General features: G+C 63.0%; 18 protein-coding genes and 1 riboswitch. Of the genes, 12 read left to right on the top strand and 6 right to left on the bottom strand.

What is annotated here, in order from left to right; genetic code table 11:
• Positions 1–80: 80 nt before the first annotated feature.
• A complete protein-coding gene (gene dnaN, locus LJE98_RS03735) occupies positions 81–1,199 on the bottom strand; it encodes a DNA polymerase III subunit beta (protein WP_229573500.1) in 1,119 nt (372 codons plus the stop codon).
• 224 nt (positions 1,200–1,423) lie between these two features.
• On the opposite strand from dnaN, the gene rsmI reads away from it, so the two are divergent.
• The 9 genes from rsmI (at position 1,424) to LJE98_RS03690 (ending at position 10,413) form a co-directional block, all read left to right on the top strand.
• Positions 1,424–2,341 carry a 16S rRNA (cytidine(1402)-2'-O)-methyltransferase gene (gene rsmI, locus LJE98_RS03730; protein ID WP_229573499.1) on the top strand — a complete coding sequence of 306 codons (918 nt, stop codon included), beginning with the start codon at positions 1,424–1,426 and terminating at the stop codon, positions 2,339–2,341.
• Positions 2,338–2,706 carry a YraN family protein gene (locus LJE98_RS03725; protein WP_229573498.1) on the top strand — a complete coding sequence of 123 codons (369 nt, stop codon included), beginning with the start codon at positions 2,338–2,340 and terminating at the stop codon, positions 2,704–2,706. Before rsmI ends, LJE98_RS03725 begins: the two co-directional genes overlap by 4 nt.
• A gap of 135 nt (positions 2,707–2,841) precedes the next feature.
• Positions 2,842–4,140, top strand: coding sequence for an extracellular solute-binding protein (locus tag LJE98_RS03720; protein ID WP_229573497.1), 1,299 nt, complete (start codon positions 2,842–2,844; stop codon positions 4,138–4,140).
• Positions 4,141–4,206: 66 nt separating this feature from the next.
• Complete coding sequence (locus LJE98_RS03715; RefSeq protein ID WP_229573496.1) at positions 4,207–5,088, top strand: ABC transporter permease subunit; 882 nt, start codon at positions 4,207–4,209, stop codon at positions 5,086–5,088.
• A gap of 10 nt (positions 5,089–5,098) precedes the next feature.
• Positions 5,099–5,941, top strand: a complete 843-nt coding sequence (ugpE, locus tag LJE98_RS03710) for a sn-glycerol-3-phosphate ABC transporter permease UgpE (protein ID WP_229573495.1) — start codon at positions 5,099–5,101, stop codon at positions 5,939–5,941.
• 14 nt (positions 5,942–5,955) lie between these two features.
• On the top strand, positions 5,956–7,068 hold the full coding sequence (locus tag LJE98_RS03705) for a sn-glycerol-3-phosphate import ATP-binding protein UgpC (protein ID WP_229573494.1): 1,113 nt from the start codon (positions 5,956–5,958) through the stop codon (positions 7,066–7,068).
• Positions 7,069–7,154: 86 nt separating this feature from the next.
• Complete coding sequence (locus LJE98_RS03700; RefSeq protein ID WP_229573493.1) at positions 7,155–7,646, top strand: cupin domain-containing protein; 492 nt, start codon at positions 7,155–7,157, stop codon at positions 7,644–7,646.
• Between the two features lie 97 nt (positions 7,647–7,743).
• Complete coding sequence (gene gshB, locus LJE98_RS03695; protein ID WP_229573492.1) at positions 7,744–8,691, top strand: glutathione synthase; 948 nt, start codon at positions 7,744–7,746, stop codon at positions 8,689–8,691.
• Positions 8,692–8,883: 192 nt separating this feature from the next.
• Positions 8,884–10,413: a YifB family Mg chelatase-like AAA ATPase gene (locus tag LJE98_RS03690; RefSeq protein WP_229573491.1), complete on the top strand. Its 1,530-nt coding sequence runs from the start codon at positions 8,884–8,886 to the stop codon at positions 10,411–10,413.
• 31 nt (positions 10,414–10,444) lie between these two features.
• Here LJE98_RS03690 and LJE98_RS03685 read toward each other — a convergent pair whose 3' ends face one another.
• The 3 genes from LJE98_RS03685 to LJE98_RS03675 all read right to left on the bottom strand — a co-directional run bounded on the left by LJE98_RS03685 (position 10,445) and on the right by LJE98_RS03675 (position 13,331).
• Positions 10,445–11,497: an HWE histidine kinase domain-containing protein gene (locus LJE98_RS03685; RefSeq protein WP_229573490.1), complete on the bottom strand. Its 1,053-nt coding sequence runs from the start codon at positions 11,495–11,497 to the stop codon at positions 10,445–10,447.
• Between the two features lie 109 nt (positions 11,498–11,606).
• The gene (cysK, locus tag LJE98_RS03680; RefSeq protein WP_229573489.1) at positions 11,607–12,575 is read right to left on the bottom strand and encodes a cysteine synthase A; all 969 of its coding nucleotides are present in this window, start codon (positions 12,573–12,575) and stop codon (positions 11,607–11,609) included.
• 138 nt (positions 12,576–12,713) lie between these two features.
• Positions 12,714–13,331 carry a LysE family translocator gene (locus LJE98_RS03675; RefSeq protein ID WP_229573488.1) on the bottom strand — a complete coding sequence of 206 codons (618 nt, stop codon included), beginning with the start codon at positions 13,329–13,331 and terminating at the stop codon, positions 12,714–12,716.
• Positions 13,332–13,502: 171 nt separating this feature from the next.
• Here LJE98_RS03675 and LJE98_RS03670 point away from each other — a divergent pair, with 171 nt between their 5' ends.
• Positions 13,503–14,087, top strand: a complete 585-nt coding sequence (locus LJE98_RS03670) for a LysE family translocator (RefSeq protein ID WP_229573904.1) — start codon at positions 13,503–13,505, stop codon at positions 14,085–14,087.
• Positions 14,088–14,096: 9 nt separating this feature from the next.
• On the opposite strand, the gene dut is transcribed toward LJE98_RS03670, so the two are convergent.
• Entirely contained in the window at positions 14,097–14,573 is a 477-nt protein-coding gene (dut, locus tag LJE98_RS03665) for a dUTP diphosphatase (RefSeq protein WP_229573487.1), read from the bottom strand.
• Positions 14,574–14,661: 88 nt separating this feature from the next.
• On the opposite strand from dut, the gene LJE98_RS03660 reads away from it, so the two are divergent.
• Positions 14,662–16,245: a peptide chain release factor 3 gene (locus LJE98_RS03660; protein ID WP_229573486.1), complete on the top strand. Its 1,584-nt coding sequence runs from the start codon at positions 14,662–14,664 to the stop codon at positions 16,243–16,245.
• A 49-nt stretch (positions 16,246–16,294) separates the two neighbouring features.
• On the opposite strand, the gene LJE98_RS03655 is transcribed toward LJE98_RS03660, so the two are convergent.
• On the bottom strand, positions 16,295–16,969 hold the full coding sequence (locus LJE98_RS03655; protein ID WP_324255809.1) for an HAD-IA family hydrolase: 675 nt from the start codon (positions 16,967–16,969) through the stop codon (positions 16,295–16,297).
• 120 nt (positions 16,970–17,089) lie between these two features.
• A riboswitch (TPP riboswitch) is annotated at positions 17,090–17,186 on the top strand.
• Positions 17,187–17,236: 50 nt separating this feature from the next.
• On the opposite strand from LJE98_RS03655, the gene thiD reads away from it, so the two are divergent.
• A complete protein-coding gene (thiD, locus tag LJE98_RS03650; protein ID WP_229573485.1) occupies positions 17,237–18,064 on the top strand; it encodes a bifunctional hydroxymethylpyrimidine kinase/phosphomethylpyrimidine kinase in 828 nt (275 codons plus the stop codon).
• Positions 18,065–18,098 lie beyond the last annotated feature (34 nt).

Here is an 18,098-nt window from a genome sequence, read left to right as displayed (position 1 = left end):
ACAATTTTGGGCCAGTCTGTCGCAAACGCAAGAGGGAATGGCGCAGGCGGGCCACATGCCCGCCAGAAAGTTTCAGGTGCCTAGACGCGCATCGGCATCAGGACGTAGAGCGCGTCGGCTCCGGCGGTGTCGCGAATGAGCGTCGGAGAGCCGGCATCGGCCAGCAGGAAGATCGCGTCCTCGCCCGAGAGCTGGGCGGTGATGTCGAGGAGATATTTGGCGTTGAAGCCGATCTCCATCGCGTCGCTTTCATAGCCGACGGCGACCTCTTCCGTGGCGCTGCCGGAATCCGGATTGTTGACAGTCAGCATCAACTGGCCATCGGCGAGAGCGAGTTTCACGGCGCGACCACGCTCCGACGAAATGGTCGAGACACGGTCGACGGCGCGCGCGAAGGTCTGGCAATCGACCCGCATTTCCTTGTCGTTCGCCTGCGGAATGACCCGCTGGTAATCCGGGAAGGTTCCGTCGATCAGCTTGGAGGTAAGCACGACTGAGCCGATGGAAAGGCGGATCTTGGAATCGGAGATTTCGATGCCGATGATCAGGTCCGGATTGTCGATCAGCTTCTGCAATTCGCCGACGGTCTTGCGCGGGATGATGATGCCCGGCATGCCTTCCGAACCGGGGGGCGCATCGACATCGGCACGGGCAAGGCGGTGACCGTCGGTCGCGACGGCCCGCAGCTTCAGCGCGCCGGAGGCTTCGATCGTGTGCAGGAAGATGCCATTCAGGTAATAGCGGGTCTCTTCGGTGGAGATCGCAAACTGCGTGCGATCGATCAGCATCTTGAAGTCCGATGCCTTCATTTTGAAGGAGTGGGAGAAGCTGCCGGCCGTGAGATCCGGGAAGTCCGATTGCGGCAGGCATTGCAGCGAGAACTTCGAGCGGCCGGAGGCGACCGTCATCGTGCCGCCGTCCGGGTTGACGGCGAGCAGGACTTCCGAACCGTCCGGCAGCTTGCGCACGATTTCATAGAGCAGATGCGCGGGCACAGTTGTGGCGCCTGCCTGCTCGACCATGGCGGCCGTGCTCTCGGTGATCTCGAGGTCGAGGTCCGTCGCCTTCATGTCGAGCGCAGCACCTTCGGCTTTCAGCAACACGTTCGAAAGGATCGGGATCGTGTTGCGACGCTCGACCACGCGGTGCACGTGGTTCAGAGACTTGAGGAGATTGGACCGTTCAAGAGTTATACGCATGGGATGCTACCGCTTTCGACGTGTCGTCTTCCGGAGTTCCGGATCGGAAAAAGGGGCCGGGCAGTCCCCGGGCCGGACAATGTGGACGGGCAAAATGGCAGTAAAAGAGCGGGAAAAGCAAGAGGCTCCAAGGTTTTCCACGCCCGTCCCGGGCGGAGCTTGTCGGAATGGTTTATGTTGGCGACGGCCTTGCCGCGAGCATGGGGGTGGAGGATAAAGGCCGCATGACAACTGAAGAGAAAAAAGCGCCCTCCGCACACGGTTCGAAGCGCTACCGCCTGAACGATACGTTGATTGCCGCCCGGCCACTGGAGCCCGCGCTTTATCTCGTGGCAACGCCGATCGGCAATCTCGGCGACATCACCATACGAGCGCTGGAAACCTTGGCCGGCGCCGATGTGCTCGCCTGCGAGGATACGCGCGTCACCCGCGTACTGCTCGACCGCTACGGCATCGAAAACCGTCCCTATGCCTATCACGAATACAATGCCGACGAGGCCGGCGCACGGCTTCTCGCAGCCTTGGAAGCGGGCAAATCCGTGGCGCTGGTCTCGGATGCCGGCACGCCACTCGTCTCCGACCCCGGTTACCGCCTCGGCCAGCTCGCCATTCAGGCGGGGCACCGGGTGGTGCCGATCCCCGGCGCCTCGGCACCGCTCGCCGCCCTTGTCGGCTCGGGCCTGCCGAACGATTCCTTCCTGTTTGCCGGGTTCTTGCCGACCAAGGACAAGGCCAAGCGCGATCGCCTGCGGGAGCTTGCCAAGGTGCCCGCAACACTGATCTTCTTCGAATCCCCGCATCGCATCGGCGATACCCTGGTCGCTGCCGCCGACGAACTCGGCAATGATCGGCCGGCCTCCGTCTGCCGGGAGCTGACAAAAACCTTCGAGGAGTTCCGGCGAGGCCCTCTCGGCGATCTCGCCGCCGCCTATGCCGACAAGACGGTCAAGGGCGAGATCGTCCTCGTCATTGGGCCGCCGGCCCCCGATGCCGCACCTGACGCCGCCGATGTCGACAGCCTGCTGGCCGAACTGGCCACCACCATGCCGACCGCCAAGGCGGCAACCGAGGCCGCAAAGCTGACCGGCCTGCCGCGCAAGGACCTCTACCAGCGCCTTCTGGAACTCAAGGGGGCAGCATGAAGCGAGCCGGCGCGGATCGAAATCGCATCCGTGCCGAGAGGCTGGGCCGCTGGTCGGAATACCGGGCAGCACTCGCTCTGCTCCTCAAGGGCTACCGTATCCTGGCATTCCGCTACAAGACGAAAGCCGGGGAAGTGGACATCATCGCCCGCCGCGGCGATCTCGTCATATTCGTTGAAGTGAAAGCCCGAAGAGATCTGCGCGCCGGTGTCGACGCCGTCGGTTACGCGGCCGAAAGGCGCATCGCCAATGCCGGAGATCATTGGCTTCGCAGGCAACCCGATGCAACACGCCTGTCACTTCGCCATGATATTGTCGTCGTGCGGCCATGGCGCTGGCCGACCCATTTTCAGGGCGCTTTTTAGCTTCGTTTCACTTTCGGACTGGGAATAGCGAAACCTTCGTTTTGTGACAGCCCTGACATAAAACTTTCAAGTCGCTGTCATGGAGCGCGCCTAATGGAGCCCTCACCGCAACAACCGGTGGAGAGGATCTATCCCATGATCAAGAAGATTTCCCTGGCCGCTCTGGCCCTGACCATGACCGCATCGACGACGCTTGCCGCGACCAACATCACCTGGTGGCACGGCATGGGCGGCCGCAACGGCGAAGTCATCAACGAGATCGCCCAGAAGTTCAACGAAGCTCAGAGCGAGTGCGCCCTGACGCCCGTGTCCAAGGGGACTTACGAAGAAGCCCTGTCGGCCGGCATCGCCGCCTTCCGTTCGGGCGAACAGCCGAACATCCTGCAGGTCTTCGACGCCGGCGCTGCCACCATCATCAATGCCAAGGGCGCGACCATTCCGGCTGAAGACCTCCTCAAGGACAACGGTTTCGAATTCAACCGCGAAGCCTTCATCGAGGGTGTTCGCTACTTCTACGCCGATAGCGACGGCAAGTTCGTCGGCATGCCGTTCAACTCGTCGGCGCCGATCATGTACATCAATGACGAAGCCTTGACGAAGGCCGGCGTCGAAGCCCCCAAGACCTGGGAAGAGTTCGAAGCCATCGCTCCAAAGCTCAAGGAAGCCGGCTTCATCCCGCTCGTCCAGTCGCAGCTGACATGGCAGTTCACCGAGAACTTCTTCTCGCGCAACAACATCCAGTTCGCCTCCAACAACAACGGCTATGACAGCATCGTTGATACGACGATCAACGTCACCGACGAAAACCACGTCATGATGTATGACAAGCTGAAGGCCTGGTACGACCAGGGCCTGTTCGGCTACTACGGTGCTGCCTGGAACGACAACCAGAAGGTCTTCGAAGAAGGCAAGGCCGCTCTCTGGATCGGTTCGTCCGGCTCCTTCGGCGGCCTGCAGACGACGGCGACCATGCCCTTCTCGGCAACCTTCCTGCCTTACTGGGACTCGATCGAAGGCGCTGGCGTGCACTCCTTCATCGGTGGTGCTGCCCTCTTCGCGATGGCTGGCAAGTCGGCTGAAGAGAACAAGTGCTCGGCCTCCTTCTTCAACTTCCTGACCTCGACCGACGTCCAGAAGTTCTACCACCAGGCCACCGGCTACGTCGCCATCACCAACGCCGCCTACGAACTGTCGAAGTCGGAAGGCTACTACAACGAAAAGCCGGCTGCCGAAGTCGGCATCCAGCAGCTGCAGTTGCCGACGGCCGAGTGGAACAAGGGCTATCGCCTCGGCTTCTACCCGCAGATCCGTGCAGTGATGGAGCGCGAATACAACCGCCTCTTCGCCGGCGAGACGACGGCAAAGGACGCCATGGAAACGATCAAGAAGGAAGCCGACGAGCTTCTCGCCCGCTTTGCTAAGACGGCTGGCTGATCATTTCTGAAACTTGATTGGGGCCCGGGGGCGACAAGCCCCCGGGACTTGCCTTGAGAGGGCTCCATGAAGCGCGTCCAGTTCAACTCGCGATACCTGCCGTATCTGTTCCTGCTGCCGCAGTTCGCGATCATTTCCATTTTCTTCTATTGGCCCTCGATGCAGGCCATCCAGTCCTCTTTCTATATCGAGGACCCCTTTGGCTTCGGTTCGAGCTTCGTCGGCGCCGACAACTACACGGATGCGCTCACCTCACCGGAATACCAGCGGATCGCCCGCTTCACGATCGCCTACAGCCTGATCGTCACCTTCCTGGCTTTGTCGATCGGCATGCTGCTCGCGCTGAAGGCGGATGCTGTCGTTCGCGGCCAGTCCGCCTACAAGACGCTGCTGATCGTGGTGTATGCCATTGCCCCGCCGGTCGCGGGGCTGATCGGCATGATGCTCTTCGACCAGCATATCGGTCCCTTCGTCAAATTCGCCGCCCTCTTCGGTTGGGACATGAAGGTCGGCCTGAATTATTTCGATACTGCCTTTGCCATGGTGGCGGTCGCCGTCTGGAACCAGATCCCCTACAATTTCATCTTTTTTCTCTCCGGCCTGCAGGGCATCCCGGCCTCCATCCGCGAGGCCGCGGCGATCGACTGCAAGTCCGGCACGCGCCGCTTCTGGACCGTCATCCTGCCGCTGCTCACGCCGACCGCCTTCTTCCTGCTGGTTATCAACATGACCTATTCGCTCTTCGACACCTTCGGCGTCATCGACGTCATCGTGAAGGACAAGCCGGCTAACAACCCGATCACCCTGGTCTACAAGGTCTATCTCGACGGCTTCCGCGGCAACGACCTCGGCTCGTCCTCGGCCCAGTCGGTCATCCTGATGCTGGTCGTCCTGGTCCTGACCATGATCCAGTTCCGCTTCATCGAACGCCGCGTCCATTACGGTTGAGGAGAGCGCCATGTACCGCACCAAATTCTTCGACCATCTGATCCTGATCGCAGGCGTCATCTTCATGCTCGGACCGTTGGTGGTGGCCTTCACCACCTCGACCCACTCCGCCGCCGAGATCCACACGCACGGCCTGATGCTCTCGGTTGGGGACAATTTCGCCACGACCTATGACAAGGTCCTGTTCAAGTCCGGCGGCTTCACCGGCCAGGTGACGGGTCTCACCATGGCGATGAACTCGCTGATCCTGGGCTTGGGCTTTGCCATCGGCAAGATCGTGCTGTCGATGCTGGCAGCCTACGCCATCGTCTACTTCCGTTTTCGCTTTGCCACACTCGCCTTCTGGCTGATCTTCACCACGCTGCTCCTGCCGCTCGAAGTGCGCATCATGCCGACCTACAAGGTCATGAGCGAGCTTTCGCTCCTGAACAGCTATCAGGGCCTCATCCTGCCGCTTCTGGCCTCCGCCACAGGCACCTTCTTCTTCCGGCAGTTCTTCAAGTCCGTGCCGGACGAGCTTCTGGAGGCCGCGCGCATCGATGGTGCCGGCCCCTTCAAGTTCTTCATCGATATCCTCTTGCCGCTCTCGCGCACCATGATCGCCGCCGTCTTCATCATCATGTTCGTCTATGGCTGGAACCAGTATCTCTGGCCCATGCTGATGACCACCGACGAGGGCTTCTACACCCTGATGCGCGGCATCAAGCAGATCCTGCAGGTCTGGGTCGGCTCGCAGATCCCCGATTACAACGAAGCCTTTGCCATGGCCGTGCTCGCACTCCTGCCCCCCGTCATCGTGGTGGTGGTGTTCCAGAGCTGGTTCATCAAGGGCCTCACCGAAACAGACAAGTAAAGGGAGTGCCAACCATGGCGTCCATCGACATCAACCGGGTCTCCAAGATCTATGACAAGGGCGGCGCTATGGCCGTCGACACGGTCGGCATCCAGATCGAGGACGGCGAATTCATTGTGCTCGTCGGCCCCTCCGGCTGCGGCAAGTCCACGCTGCTGCGCATGGTCGCGGGGCTTGAGGATATTTCAGAGGGGACGATCTCGATCGGCGATCGTGTGGTCAACGAAGTCGAGCCGGCAGACCGCGACATCGCCATGGTTTTCCAGAACTATGCGCTCTATCCGCACATGACGGTCTACGACAACCTTGCCTACGGCCTGAAGAACCGGGGCACGCCAAAGGCGGAAATTGCGGCTCGCGTGGCGGAAGCCGCCAAAATGCTGGAGATCGAGAAATATCTCGACCGCAAGCCGCGTGCGCTCTCCGGCGGCCAGCGCCAGCGCGTTGCCATGGGCCGTGCGATTGTGCGCAAACCCGCCGTCTTCCTCTTCGATGAGCCGCTTTCCAATCTCGACGCCAAGCTGCGCGTCACCATGCGCGGCGAAATCCGCAAGCTGCAGAAGCGGCTGAAGACGACCGCGATCTACGTCACCCATGACCAGCTGGAGGCCATGACACTCGCAGACCGCCTGGTGGTGCTGAACAGTGGCCGGATCGAGCAGATCGGCACGCCGCTTGAGGTCTACAACCGTCCGGCCTCGACCTTTGTCGCGAGCTTTATCGGCTCACCGGCTATGAACCTCGTCCATGGACGGATCGAAGGCTCTGAACTCACCATCGGGGACGAGCAGATCGCCTTGAACGGTGTCTGGCCGCAGGGCGATGTCCGTGTGGGTCTGAGGGCAGAGGATCTGGTCCTCGCAGGCGAGGGCGACGTGATGTTCGATCTTGCCATCGATTATGTCGAGGAACTCGGCGCCCAGCGGCTCGTGCATGGTCTGATCGGCGAACAACCTCTCACCGCGGTCGTCGGCTCGAGCGTCCCGCTCGCGGCCAGGCTGCCCTTGCGGATCGCACCGGACCGGCTGCATTTCTTCGCAGCCGATACCGGCCAGCGCCTGGAACTCGGTTCGCGCGACGCGGTCTCGACGACTGCGTCCGCCGAGCGCAGCCAGGCTTTTGCCTGAGCCGATCGCGCGCATTTTAACAGTCGGGCTCACGTGAACTTAGGAGCTTGCTGGTAGCGTCCCCTGCGATTTGAGAGGGGGAAAACATGGCTTTGAAGCTTCTTTTGGCGGGAATGGCGAGTGCTGCACTGATGGCGCCGCACCGCCGTATGGATGAGCAGGCGCCTGTAGTCGCCGCCAATGGTGATCACCTGGCGCTCAAGGCAGCGCCCATCAACGCGGACTGGATCATTCGCGGCACGCCGCTCGCGCGTATCGGGGAGCATTCGCAAAGCACCGACGAGGCGAGCCTGACGGCCGTCTGGGATTGCACCGCTGGCGAGTTCCGCTGGTTCTTCGGCTGGGACGAAACAGTGGTCATCCAGGAAGGCGAAGTGCATGTCACCGGCGAGGACGGAAGCCAGCGCATGCTGAGGGCAGGCGACATCGCTTACTTCCGCCAGGGTACCTGGTCGACGTGGCGGGTCGACAATTACGTCCGCAAGGTTGCCTTCCTGCGAAAACCCTTCCCCGGACCGCTCGCCACACTCTACCGGATCCGCAACGCGCTGAGGCGTGGTAAGTATTCCGCACTCTGACCTGAAACCTCGTTCAGCAAAATTGAGGCCGCGCGGCGTTGCTATCCCCCGCCGCACGGCCTAAATCTCCGAGACTTTCCGAACGGAGACAGACCCCATGGCGAAGATTACCAATGTCACGGTCCAGATGGACCATGTATCCACGATCAACATCGCGGGCGACTCCACCTTCGCCATGAGCCTGGAAGCGCAGGCGCGCGGCTACAAGCTTTTCCACTACACGCCGGAGCGCCTGTCGATGCGCGACGGCAAGGTTTATGCGACCGTCGAGCCGATGGAACTGCGCGACGTCAAGGGCGACCACTTCACCCTCGGCGCCGCCGAGCGGGTGGATCTCTCGTCCATGGACGTGGTGCTGCTGCGCCAGGATCCGCCTTTCGACATGGCCTATATCACCGCCACCCACCTGCTCGAGCGCATCCACCCCCAAACGCTCGTCGTCAACGATCCGGCCTGGGTGCGCAATTCGCCGGAAAAGATCTTCGTCACCGAGTTCGCTGACCTGATGCCGCCGACATTGATCACGAAGGATCCGGCCGAGATCGCCCGCTTCCGCGAGGAGCAGGGCGACATCATCCTGAAGCCGCTTTACGGCAATGGCGGCGCCGGCGTCTTCCACTCGACGCGCGACGACCGCAATTTCTCCTCGCTGATGGAAATGTTCGGCCAGATGTTCCGCGAGCCGTTCATCGCTCAGGGCTATCTGCCGGCCGTCCGCAAGGGCGACAAGCGTATCATCCTCGTTGATGGCGAGCCGGTGGGCGCAATCAACCGGGTACCCGCCGAACACGACGCCCGGTCCAACATGCATGCCGGCGGAAGACCGGAGCCGACCGAACTGACGGCGCGCGAGCGGGAAATCTGCGCCCGCATCGGACCGGCCCTGCGTGAACGCGGCTTCCTGCTCGTTGGCATCGACGTCATCGGCGACTACATGACCGAGATCAACGTCACATCGCCGACCGGCATCCGCGAAGTGAAGAAGTTCGGCGGCGCCGACATAGCGGCCCTTCTCTGGGATGCAATCGAGCGCAAGCGCACCTGACCGACTGAAACCCCGCTGGAAGTTCCAGGCCTGTCCGGATTGCCCCGACGGTTGCAACCTAACGCCATCTGAAGATGCGACTGTTCCGCAAATGTTCTTGCGCATCATCGCCTCCTATGCGAGATTGTTCCTGTCGCCACACGCAATATGAAGTTGCACCGGCGGTTTCAGGTCGATCGGCGAGGGCGGGCAATGGTAGCGCGTATCAGTACGGTTGCATTCCAGGGTATTGAGGGCGTGCCTGTCGAGGTTCAGGTCATGGTCGCGCCCGGCAAGACGGGCATGCAGATCGTCGGTCTGCCCGACAAGGCGGTGGCCGAGAGCCGCGAGCGCGTTCAGGCGGCGCTGCACGCTTCCGGTCTGGCACTGCCGGCCAAGCGGGTGACGGTCAATCTGGCGCCGGCGGACCTTCCCAAGGAAGGCTCGCATTTCGACTTGCCCATCGCGCTCGGCCTCATGGCCGCACTCGGCGCGATCCCCGGGGACGCGCTATCCGGCTTCCTGGTTATCGGCGAGCTGAACCTGGATGGCACCATCGCCCCGATCGCCGGCGCATTGCCGGCAGCGATCAGTGCCAATGCCATGGACAAGGGGCTGATCTGCCCGGCCGATAGCGGCGCGGAAGCGGCCTGGGCCGGCAGCGAGGTCGATATCCTCGCCCCGCGCAGCCTGATCGCGCTCGCCAATCATTTCCGGGGGACGCAGGTGCTCACCCGACCGGAGCCTTCGGTGCGGGCACCCGCCGCCAATCTGCCTGATCTCGCCGACATCAAGGGGCAGGAAAGCGCCAAGCGCGCGCTGGAAGTGGCCGCTGCCGGCGGTCACAATCTGCTTTTCGTCGGCCCGCCCGGTTCGGGAAAGTCGATGCTGGCGGCGCGTCTGCCCTCCATCCTCCCGCCGCTGTCGCCGTCCGAACTGCTCGAAGTGTCGATGATCCATTCCATTGCCGGCCAGCTCTCCGGCGGCAAGCTCTCCGATCGGCGGCCGTTCCGCACGCCGCATCACTCGGCCACCATGGCAGCCCTTGTCGGAGGCGGCCTGCGGGCAAAGCCCGGTGAAGCCTCGCTCGCCCATCACGGCATCCTGTTCCTCGACGAATTGCCGGAATTTGCGCCGCCGGTGCTCGATGCCTTGCGCCAGCCGCTCGAGAATGGCGCATGCATCATCGCCCGCGCCAACCACCGCGTCTCCTATCCCTCCGATTTCCAGCTGGTCGCCGCGATGAATCCCTGCCGCTGCGGCATGGCGGGGGAGCCGGGTCATGTCTGCGCCCGCGGGATCCGCTGTCAGGCCGAATATCAGGGCCGCATTTCCGGGCCATTGATGGACCGCATCGATATCCGCATCGACGTTCCCGCGGTCTCTGCCAGCGATTTGATCCGGCCGCGAACGGCCGAAAGCAGCGTAGAGGTGGCCAGGCGCGTCGCTGCGGCCCGCGCCCGGCAGCGGGATCGTTTCGAAAGGCTTGGTCTCGCAGTCAGCACCAATGCCCGCTGCTCGACGGCCTTGATCGAAACGCTGGCCGAACCGGATGCCTCGGGCCTCCAGCTCTTGCGTGATGCGGCCGACAAGTTCCGCTTCTCGGCGCGTGGATACCACAGAGTGCTGAAGGTCGCCCGGACGCTTGCCGACCTCGACGGCGCTGAAATCCTGGGGCGCATTCACTTGGCCGAAGCGATCTCCTACCGCATCGCGTCCGAGAGGCTTGCAACGGCAGCCTGATGTGGAGGCCGGGCAGGACGGCGATAGAGCCTCAATGCTCGGCGGGCGGCCCTTCTGTCGGGCGCAACATGTCGACCGGCAGCATCATGCGGATCACCGCACCCGTTTCCGGATAGGTGATTTCGGTCTGTCCGCGCACGCCGGCAATGACGCGTTTCATCAGCGTCGAGCCGAAGCCGCCGCCGCCGGCCAGGGGTGGGGAGGGGACCGGTCCGCCGCTCTCGCGCCAGGTGATCACCAGTTGCTCGGCCGGTTCTGCATGTGTCTCGACCGACCAGTCGAGGGCGACGTGGCCGCCCTGCACGCTGAGTGCCCCATATTTCGCGGCATTCGTTCCGAGTTCGTGCAGGATGAGACTGAGCACGACAACGGTCTGGCCGCCGATCGGGACGCGCGGTCCGCTGGCGGAAAAGCGCGGCGTGCCGACAATGGCGAAGGGTTCGAGCGCCTGGAAGACGACGCTTTGCAGCGAGGCGTCTTCGCCTTCGCGCAAGCCTCGCAACAAAAGGTTGGACCGGCCAAGCGCGGTCAGCCGGTCGCGCAGCCGCGCGGCGAGCTCGTCGGCGCTGGAGGCGTTCTTGAGCGAGAGGCTGATGATCGCGTTGATGGTGGCGAAGATGTTCTTGAGCCGATGGTCGAGCTCCTGCGCCATCACCTCCTGCTGTTCGGCAAGCCGCTGGATCTCCTCGCGCGTGGTCATCTCCTGGCGATAGGCCCTCGTGACGAGATAGATTAGTGTCAGGTCGGTCGCCACCACAAACAGGTAAAGCCCCATGGCGAGAAGCGTCCCCATGGAAAAATCGAACCGTCCGGGGCTGATGAAGAAATACCAGGCCGAAATGCCGGATAGTGCCGCCACCATCAGGCCTTGCCTCAGCCCGAAGACGAAGCCGCAAATGATGACGGCCGGGAAGAATGTCAGGAAGGGAAATCCGGCGGGCAGGACGGGATCGAACCATGCCCTGATGGCAAGGGCGATAACGAAGACGATGAGGCTCGCCACATAGGTGGCGACGAGGCCGCTGGGGGAATGTCGCTCCTGCACCGAGGCGAAGGCAGGGAGGCGATGAAGAAGTGCGCGCATGGGCCCCCTGGGGATGCAGTCGGATTGTCGGAGGCAAACTAGCCGGGGATGTGACCCGCCGCAATGCTTGCGGAAGCGCCGGTCCCGAGCCGGCGCTTCCGCGGATGGTTCACTCGCCGAGACCGGCGAAGAGGGCGGTCGAAAGATAACGTTCGGCGAAGGACGGGATGATCACGACGATTGTCTTGCCGGCATTCTCCTCCCGCTGGCCGAGCTGGATCGCGGCAGTCAACGCAGCGCCGGAGGAAATGCCGACCGGTACGCCTTCGAGCCGGGCGACGAGGCGGGCATTTTCAAAGGCTTCGTCATTGGTGACGGTAATGACTTCGTCATAGACTTCCCTGTCGAGGATAGCAGGCGCAAACCCTGCGCCGATGCCCTGGATCTTGTGTGGGCCGGGATTGCCGCCGGACAGAACCGGGCTGTCGGCAGGCTCCACCGCGATGATCTTGACCCCTGGCTTGCGGCTCTTCAGCACCTGGCCCGTGCCGGTGATCGTGCCGCCCGTGCCGATGCCCGACACCAGGAAGTCGATCGTGCCTTCGGTATCGTTCCAGATTTCCTCGGCCGTGGTCTTGCGGTGGATCTCCGGATTGGCCGGGTTTTCGAACTGCTGCGGGATCACGGCGTCAGGCGTCGCATCAGCCAGTTCCTGGGCCTTGGCGATCGCGCCCTTCATGCCCTTGGCACCTTCGGTCAGCACGAGTTCCGCCCCGAGAAGCGCCAGCATCTTGCGTCGCTCGATCGACATGGTCTCGGGCATGGTCAAGATCAGGCGATAGCCCTTGGCGGCTGCCGCGAAGGCAAGAGCAATACCGGTATTGCCCGAAGTCGGCTCGATGAGAACCGTCTTGCCGGCCACGATCTTGCCCTGTGCTTCCAGGCTTTCGATCATTGCCACACCGATACGGTCCTTGACCGAGGCGATTGGATTGAAAAACTCGAGCTTGGCCAGCAGATGCGCCTTCACGCCCTTTTCCCTGGCCAGCTTGTCGAGCCTGACGATGGGGGTGTCGCCGATCGTTTCGGTGATCGAGCCATAGACGCGTCCGCGACCGGGTTTTTTCTGCTCAGTCATGTGTTTCTCCCTGATGATCTTGTTGAACCCAGCTTATGCTTCCCTCGAAGGCCGCGCCAGCACAGGCATGTCGCCGAGGGACGCCTGGTTGGAATAATCTGCTCCGCCTCCGCAAGGCTTGGAACGCCTGGACCGGCTTCAGGCCGCACGCGCCGCAATATAGGCTGCCGTACCCGCAAGGACCCCCGCCGCGCCGCGGTTGAGCAGCTTGAGTGCCTCCGGCCGCTTGAGCAGGCCCCGCGCCTGGGCGGCCAGAAGGATATAGGGCAGCAGCACCGCCATCAGGACGATGAAGGTCAGCCCGACGAGCAGAACGTAGTCCGCAGACCCGATTGCCTCCAGCGGAATGAGTGTCGGCACGAGAGCCACGTAAAACAGCATGGTCTTCGGATTGCCGAGTGTGACCAGCAGGCCGGAGAGGAACGAAAGCGCCGGGCGCATGGCCTTTTGCGCCTTGATGTCCTGCGGCAGGAGCCCGGCCGTCCAGAGCTTCCAGGCGACATAGACGAGATAGGCCGCCCCGAGGAATTTCAGGATCAGGAAGGGCGTGGCAAAGGTCTTGGCCAGCACCGAAAGCCCAAGGATGACGGCCGTCAGATAGACGAGATCGCCGAGAATCAGCCCGAGCCCCATGAAGAAGGTCGGCCGGAAGCCGGAGCCCAGCGCACGCGCCACGATTGCCGTCATGCCCGGGCCCGGAATGGCAGCCGCAATGAAGAGGGCGCCGCAATAGGCAATGATGGTCGTCAGGGTCATGGGGGCTCCTCCTCGCCCCATTCCTAATCCTGGCGGCAAAGACTTGCAACGGTGACACGATCGCGATTGCGATCCGGGGTCGGTTGCATCAAGGAGGGTGCACACTTGCGTGGAGACGTCGTTGTGCCAAGCCTGCCTGCATTCTTCGCCTTCAGCCTGATCTGCCTCGGCATGGTCCTGACACCCGGACCCAACATGATCTATCTGGTGTCACGGTCGATTTGCCAGGGTCCCATGGCGGGCCTTGTCTCGCTCGGAGGCGTCGCCCTCGGCTTTGTGGTCTATATGGTTTTGACCGCGCTCGGCATCACCGTGCTGCTGCTGGCCGTGCCGCTGGCCTACGAAGTGCTGAAGCTCTGCGGCGCACTTTATCTCGCCTGGCTGGCCTGGCAGGCCCTGCGCCCCGGCGGACGCTCACCCTTTCAGGTCCGCGATCTGCCGGTCGACCGCCCGCGCAAGCTCTTTCTGATGGGCTTCGTCACAAGCCTGCTCAATCCGAAAGTCGCGATCCTCTATGTGTCGCTGCTGCCGCAATTTGTCGATCCAGCGCGGGGCAGCGTGCTTCTTCAGTCGCTGAGCCTCGGCTTCACACAGATCGTCATCAGCGTCTCGGTCAATGGTTTGATCGCTTTGACCGCTGGCACCATTGCGCTTTTCCTCGCGGGCCGGCCGCTCTGGATGGTCGTGCAGCGCTGGTTGATGGGCACCGTGCTCGCCGCGCTCGCCATCCGCATGGTGGCGGAAGCGCAGCGGTAAACGCCGCCCTCACACCCCCGTCGAACCAAACCCACCAGCACCTCGCACAGTCTCCGAAGTCTCGGTTACCTCAGTCAGCCTGACCTGCGTCACCGGTGCGATCACCATCTGCGCGACCCGCATGCCGCGGGTGATGACGAAATCGGCCTCACCGAGATTGATCAAGAGCACCTTCACCTCGCCGCGATAGTCGCTGTCGATGGTGCCTGGCGTGTTGAGGCAGGTGACGCCGTTCTTGAAGGCGAGCCCCGAGCGCGGCCGGATCTGCGCCTCGAAACCGTGCGGGATTTCCATGATCCAGCCTGTTGGAACCAGCGCCCTCGCGCCGGGCGCGAGCGTGAGTGGTTCCCCGTCATCGACGGCCGCGCGCAGATCCATGCCGGCAGCCCCCGCCGTCTCGTAGGCGGGAAGCTCCAGCCCCTCGCCATGCGGCAGGCGCTTGAGCGTGAGCAGGGGACCTGGGACGTCGGAGCGGATGGCGGACATGGGCAGGATTCCTTTGTTTGTCGCGCTCAATTGCATATTGGCCGGTGAAACGCTAGATAACCGCCCGACCAGAAGGAACTTCACGATCATGGCCGAAACGCTCGCCGAGGCGGTCTCCCGCCGCCGCACCTTTGCTATTATCGCGCACCCGGATGCGGGTAAGACGACACTCACCGAAAAGCTGCTGCTGTTCGGCGGCGCCATCCAGCTCGCCGGTGAAGTGAAGGCCAAGAAGGATCGCATCCAGACCCGGTCGGACTGGATGAAGATCGAGCGCGAGCGCGGCATCTCGGTCGTCACGTCCGTCATGACTTTCGAATATGACGGCAATGTCTTCAACATCCTCGACACACCGGGTCACGAAGACTTCGCCGACGACACCTATCGCACGCTGACCGCCGTCGATGCGGCCGTCATGGTCATCGATGCCGCCAAGGGTATCGAGCCGCGAACCTTGAAGCTGTTCGAGGTCTGCCGCATGCGCGACATCCCGATCATCACCTTCGTCAACAAGATGGACCGCGAAAGCCGCGACATCTTCGAGATCCTCGACGAGGTGGAAGAGAAGCTGGCGCTCGACACGGCCCCGATCACCTGGCCCGTCGGTCGTTCGAAAAGCTTCTGTGGCTCCTACAATCTGGTCGACAACACCTTCCGCGGCTCCGACAAGCAGGTCGAGGCGCTCGCGGTCAACAACCCGAAGAACGTCGCCGAAAACCTGCCGGAAAACGAGCGCGCCACCTTCGTCGACGAGCTGGAACTGGCCCAGGAAGCCTGCCGGCCCTTCGATCACAAGGCCTTCCTCGAAGGTCACATGACGCCGGTTTTCTTCGGCTCCGCCTTGCGGAATTTCGGCGTGCGCGACCTGATCAACGCGCTGGGCGCCTTTGCGCCCCCGCCGCGCGACCAGGTCGCCGATGTCAGAACGGTGCACGCGGCCGAAGACAAGATGACGGCCTTCGTCTTCAAGATCCAGGCCAATATGGATCCCAATCACCGGGACCGCATCGCCTTTGCCCGCATCTGCTCCGGCAAGCTGGAGCGCGGCATGAAGGCGCGCCTTGCCCGCACCGGCAAGCAGATGGGCCTGACGGCACCGCAGTTCTTCTTCGCCTCGCAGCGCCAGCTCGCCGATACGGCTTACGCCGGTGATGTCGTCGGCATCCCGAACCACGGCACGCTGCGCATCGGTGATACCCTGACCGAAGGCGAAAACCTCGTGTTCCAGGGCGTGCCGAACTTCTCGCCGGAAATCCTGCGCCGTGTCCGTCTGGAAGATGCGATGAAGGCAAAGAAGCTGAAGGAAGCCCTGCAGCAGATGGCGGAAGAAGGTGTCGTGCAGCTCTTCTCGCCGGAAGACGGCTCGCCTGCCATCGTCGGCGTCGTCGGCGCGCTGCAGCTCGACGTGCTGAAGGAGCGCCTTCAGGGCGAATACGGCCTGCCGGTCTCCTTCGAAATGTCGCGCTTCTCCGTCTGCCGCTGGATTTCGGCCGAACAGAAGGATGATCTTGAAAAGTTCATGACCCAGCGCCGTGGCGACATCTGCCGCGATCTCGATGGCGACCCGGTCTTCATGGCGCAAGACCAGTTCTCGCTTCGTTACGAGTCCGAACGCTACCCGGCGATCAAGATGGTTGCCATCAAGGAGTATCACGCCGTCAAGGCGGCGTGATCTGTCTCGGGGGGTGGCGGCGCTGGCTCGCCACCTGCCTCTCGACCCGTCAAATTGCCGAAGCGATCCGCAGCCCTGACGGTGGCTGGAAGTCGACCCGCAGGCGCTCATAGCTTTCAATGGTCGGATGTGATGTCTCGAGCGGCTGGGCGTGGGTGGCCGTGACGACGGCGACATCGGCCCCTGCCGCTTCTCCGGCCCTGACGCCAGCCAGTACATCCTCGAAGACCAGGCAGCGGGACGGATCGACGCCAAGCTTCTGCGCGCCGAGGCGGTAGCCGGCCGGATCGGGTTTGCCGATCTTCACATCCTCAGCCGTCACGATTTGCAGCGGTTGTGGCAGGCCGGCAGCACCAATGCGGGCACGCGCAAGAGCGGAAGGCGCCGAAGTCACGATTGCCCAGCGCTCCGCAGGCAGGCTTTTCAGAAAGGCGACGGCACCCGAAATGGGAACAACGCCGTCGAGATCCTCGATTTCGCCGCGCTCGATCTCGAGAGCTTCCTGCACCACGTCGATGCCGGGCAGGTTCAGCGCGCTGATCGTGTCGATTCCACGCTTGCCGTGCATGAAGGGCAGGAAGGTCTCGAGATCGAGACCATGCCTCAGCGCCCAGCGGCTCCAGACCCGTTCGGCAGCGGCGATGGAGTTGAGCAGCGTCCCGTCCATGTCGAAGAGAAAAGCGTCATAGGAGCGGTCGAAAAGCCTGTCGGGGGAATGATGCAAGGCGTGGCTCCTCTGGTCCAATGCGCGATGAGGCTCCCCTAGCTGCTCCGGGCCAAGCCTGCAAACACTTAAATCGGCGAGAGATGAGTGACAGAGACACCACTCTCGCCTAGTCTCGACCTCGAGAGACAGGGGCGTCCGGCGAAAGCCGGGCTGAGAAGCACCCTTTGAACCTGAACCAGATCATGCTGGCGGAGGGAGTCGCTCGGGTGCCGCGGGCTCTCTGCGTCTGCCCGTCGCTTCTCCACCCGCAAAGGAGAAGCCGAGATGCCATCGTCCCCCATCCGCAACGTGCTCACCATTGCCGGCTCCGACCCCTCCGGGGGTGCCGGCATCCAGGCGGACCTCAAGGCCTTCTCCGCGCGCGGTTGCTACGGCATGGCCGTCATCACCGCGCTGACCGCCCAGAATACGAGAGGGGTCTCGGCCGTCATGCCGCTCGATCCCGGCTTCGTGGCAGAGCAGATCCGCATGGTCTTTGCCGATATTCGCGTCGATGCGGTGAAGATCGGCATGATTGCCAACTCCGGCATCGCGCGCGCGGTCGCCGATATGCTGAGGCCTCATCGCGGCATCCCCATCGTGCTCGATCCCGTCATGATCGCCAAGGGAGGGGCCGCTCTGCTCGACCCGGAGGCGATCGACGCGCTGACGAACGAGCTCCTGCCGCTGGCCACACTGCTCACGCCCAACCTGCCGGAGGCCGCGGCTCTGCTCGGCGACCCCGAAGCCTGCGACCGGCGGATCGTGGAGTCCCAGGCCATCAGGCTGACGGGCCTTGGCCCGGAGGCCGCCCTCGTCAAGGGTGGTCATCTGCCGGGCCAGGAAAGCCCCGACGTGTTGGTGGCCGGGGGAACCGTGACGTGGTTTGAGGCCAATCGCATCCCTACGCGCAACACCCATGGCACGGGCTGTTCCCTGTCGAGCGCCCTGGCCGCCGAACTGGCGAAGGGCCTCGAAACACCGGAGGCTGTGAGGCTCGCCAAGGCCTGGCTCGGAGACGCGGTCCGGACTTCGGGTCAACTGTCCGTCGGTTCGGGGCATGGCCCGGTCCACCATTTCCACGCCCTGTGGGAGGTCTCGGGGCAGAGTTGATGGCTGGGAGACGGGATCTACAAAAAAAGAAGGC

Source organism: Rhizobium sp. 'Codium 1', from assembly GCF_020889605.1.
Taxonomy (GTDB): Bacteria; Pseudomonadota; Alphaproteobacteria; order Rhizobiales; family Rhizobiaceae; genus Allorhizobium; species Allorhizobium algae.
Note: the sequence above shows the minus strand (reverse complement) of the source record. Positions and strands in the feature narration are given on the sequence as shown.

Excerpts from the sequence above, each read along its gene's own strand:
- dnaN (WP_229573500.1), bottom strand. The coding sequence starts at position 1,199 with ATGCGTATAACTCTTGAACGGTCCAATCTCCTCAAGTCTCTGAACCAC.
- rsmI (WP_229573499.1), top strand. The coding sequence starts at position 1,424 with ATGACAACTGAAGAGAAAAAAGCGCCCTCCGCACACGGTTCGAAGCGC.
- LJE98_RS03725 (WP_229573498.1), top strand. The coding sequence starts at position 2,338 with ATGAAGCGAGCCGGCGCGGATCGAAATCGCATCCGTGCCGAGAGGCTG.
- LJE98_RS03720 (WP_229573497.1), top strand. The coding sequence starts at position 2,842 with ATGATCAAGAAGATTTCCCTGGCCGCTCTGGCCCTGACCATGACCGCA.
- LJE98_RS03715 (WP_229573496.1), top strand. The coding sequence starts at position 4,207 with ATGAAGCGCGTCCAGTTCAACTCGCGATACCTGCCGTATCTGTTCCTG.
- ugpE (WP_229573495.1), top strand. The coding sequence starts at position 5,099 with ATGTACCGCACCAAATTCTTCGACCATCTGATCCTGATCGCAGGCGTC.
- LJE98_RS03705 (WP_229573494.1), top strand. The coding sequence starts at position 5,956 with ATGGCGTCCATCGACATCAACCGGGTCTCCAAGATCTATGACAAGGGC.
- LJE98_RS03700 (WP_229573493.1), top strand. The coding sequence starts at position 7,155 with ATGGCTTTGAAGCTTCTTTTGGCGGGAATGGCGAGTGCTGCACTGATG.
- gshB (WP_229573492.1), top strand. The coding sequence starts at position 7,744 with ATGGCGAAGATTACCAATGTCACGGTCCAGATGGACCATGTATCCACG.
- LJE98_RS03690 (WP_229573491.1), top strand. The coding sequence starts at position 8,884 with ATGGTAGCGCGTATCAGTACGGTTGCATTCCAGGGTATTGAGGGCGTG.
- LJE98_RS03685 (WP_229573490.1), bottom strand. The coding sequence starts at position 11,497 with ATGCGCGCACTTCTTCATCGCCTCCCTGCCTTCGCCTCGGTGCAGGAG.
- cysK (WP_229573489.1), bottom strand. The coding sequence starts at position 12,575 with ATGACTGAGCAGAAAAAACCCGGTCGCGGACGCGTCTATGGCTCGATC.
- LJE98_RS03675 (WP_229573488.1), bottom strand. The coding sequence starts at position 13,331 with ATGACCCTGACGACCATCATTGCCTATTGCGGCGCCCTCTTCATTGCG.
- LJE98_RS03670 (WP_229573904.1), top strand. The coding sequence starts at position 13,503 with ATGGTCCTGACACCCGGACCCAACATGATCTATCTGGTGTCACGGTCG.
- dut (WP_229573487.1), bottom strand. The coding sequence starts at position 14,573 with ATGTCCGCCATCCGCTCCGACGTCCCAGGTCCCCTGCTCACGCTCAAG.
- LJE98_RS03660 (WP_229573486.1), top strand. The coding sequence starts at position 14,662 with ATGGCCGAAACGCTCGCCGAGGCGGTCTCCCGCCGCCGCACCTTTGCT.
- thiD (WP_229573485.1), top strand. The coding sequence starts at position 17,237 with ATGCCATCGTCCCCCATCCGCAACGTGCTCACCATTGCCGGCTCCGAC.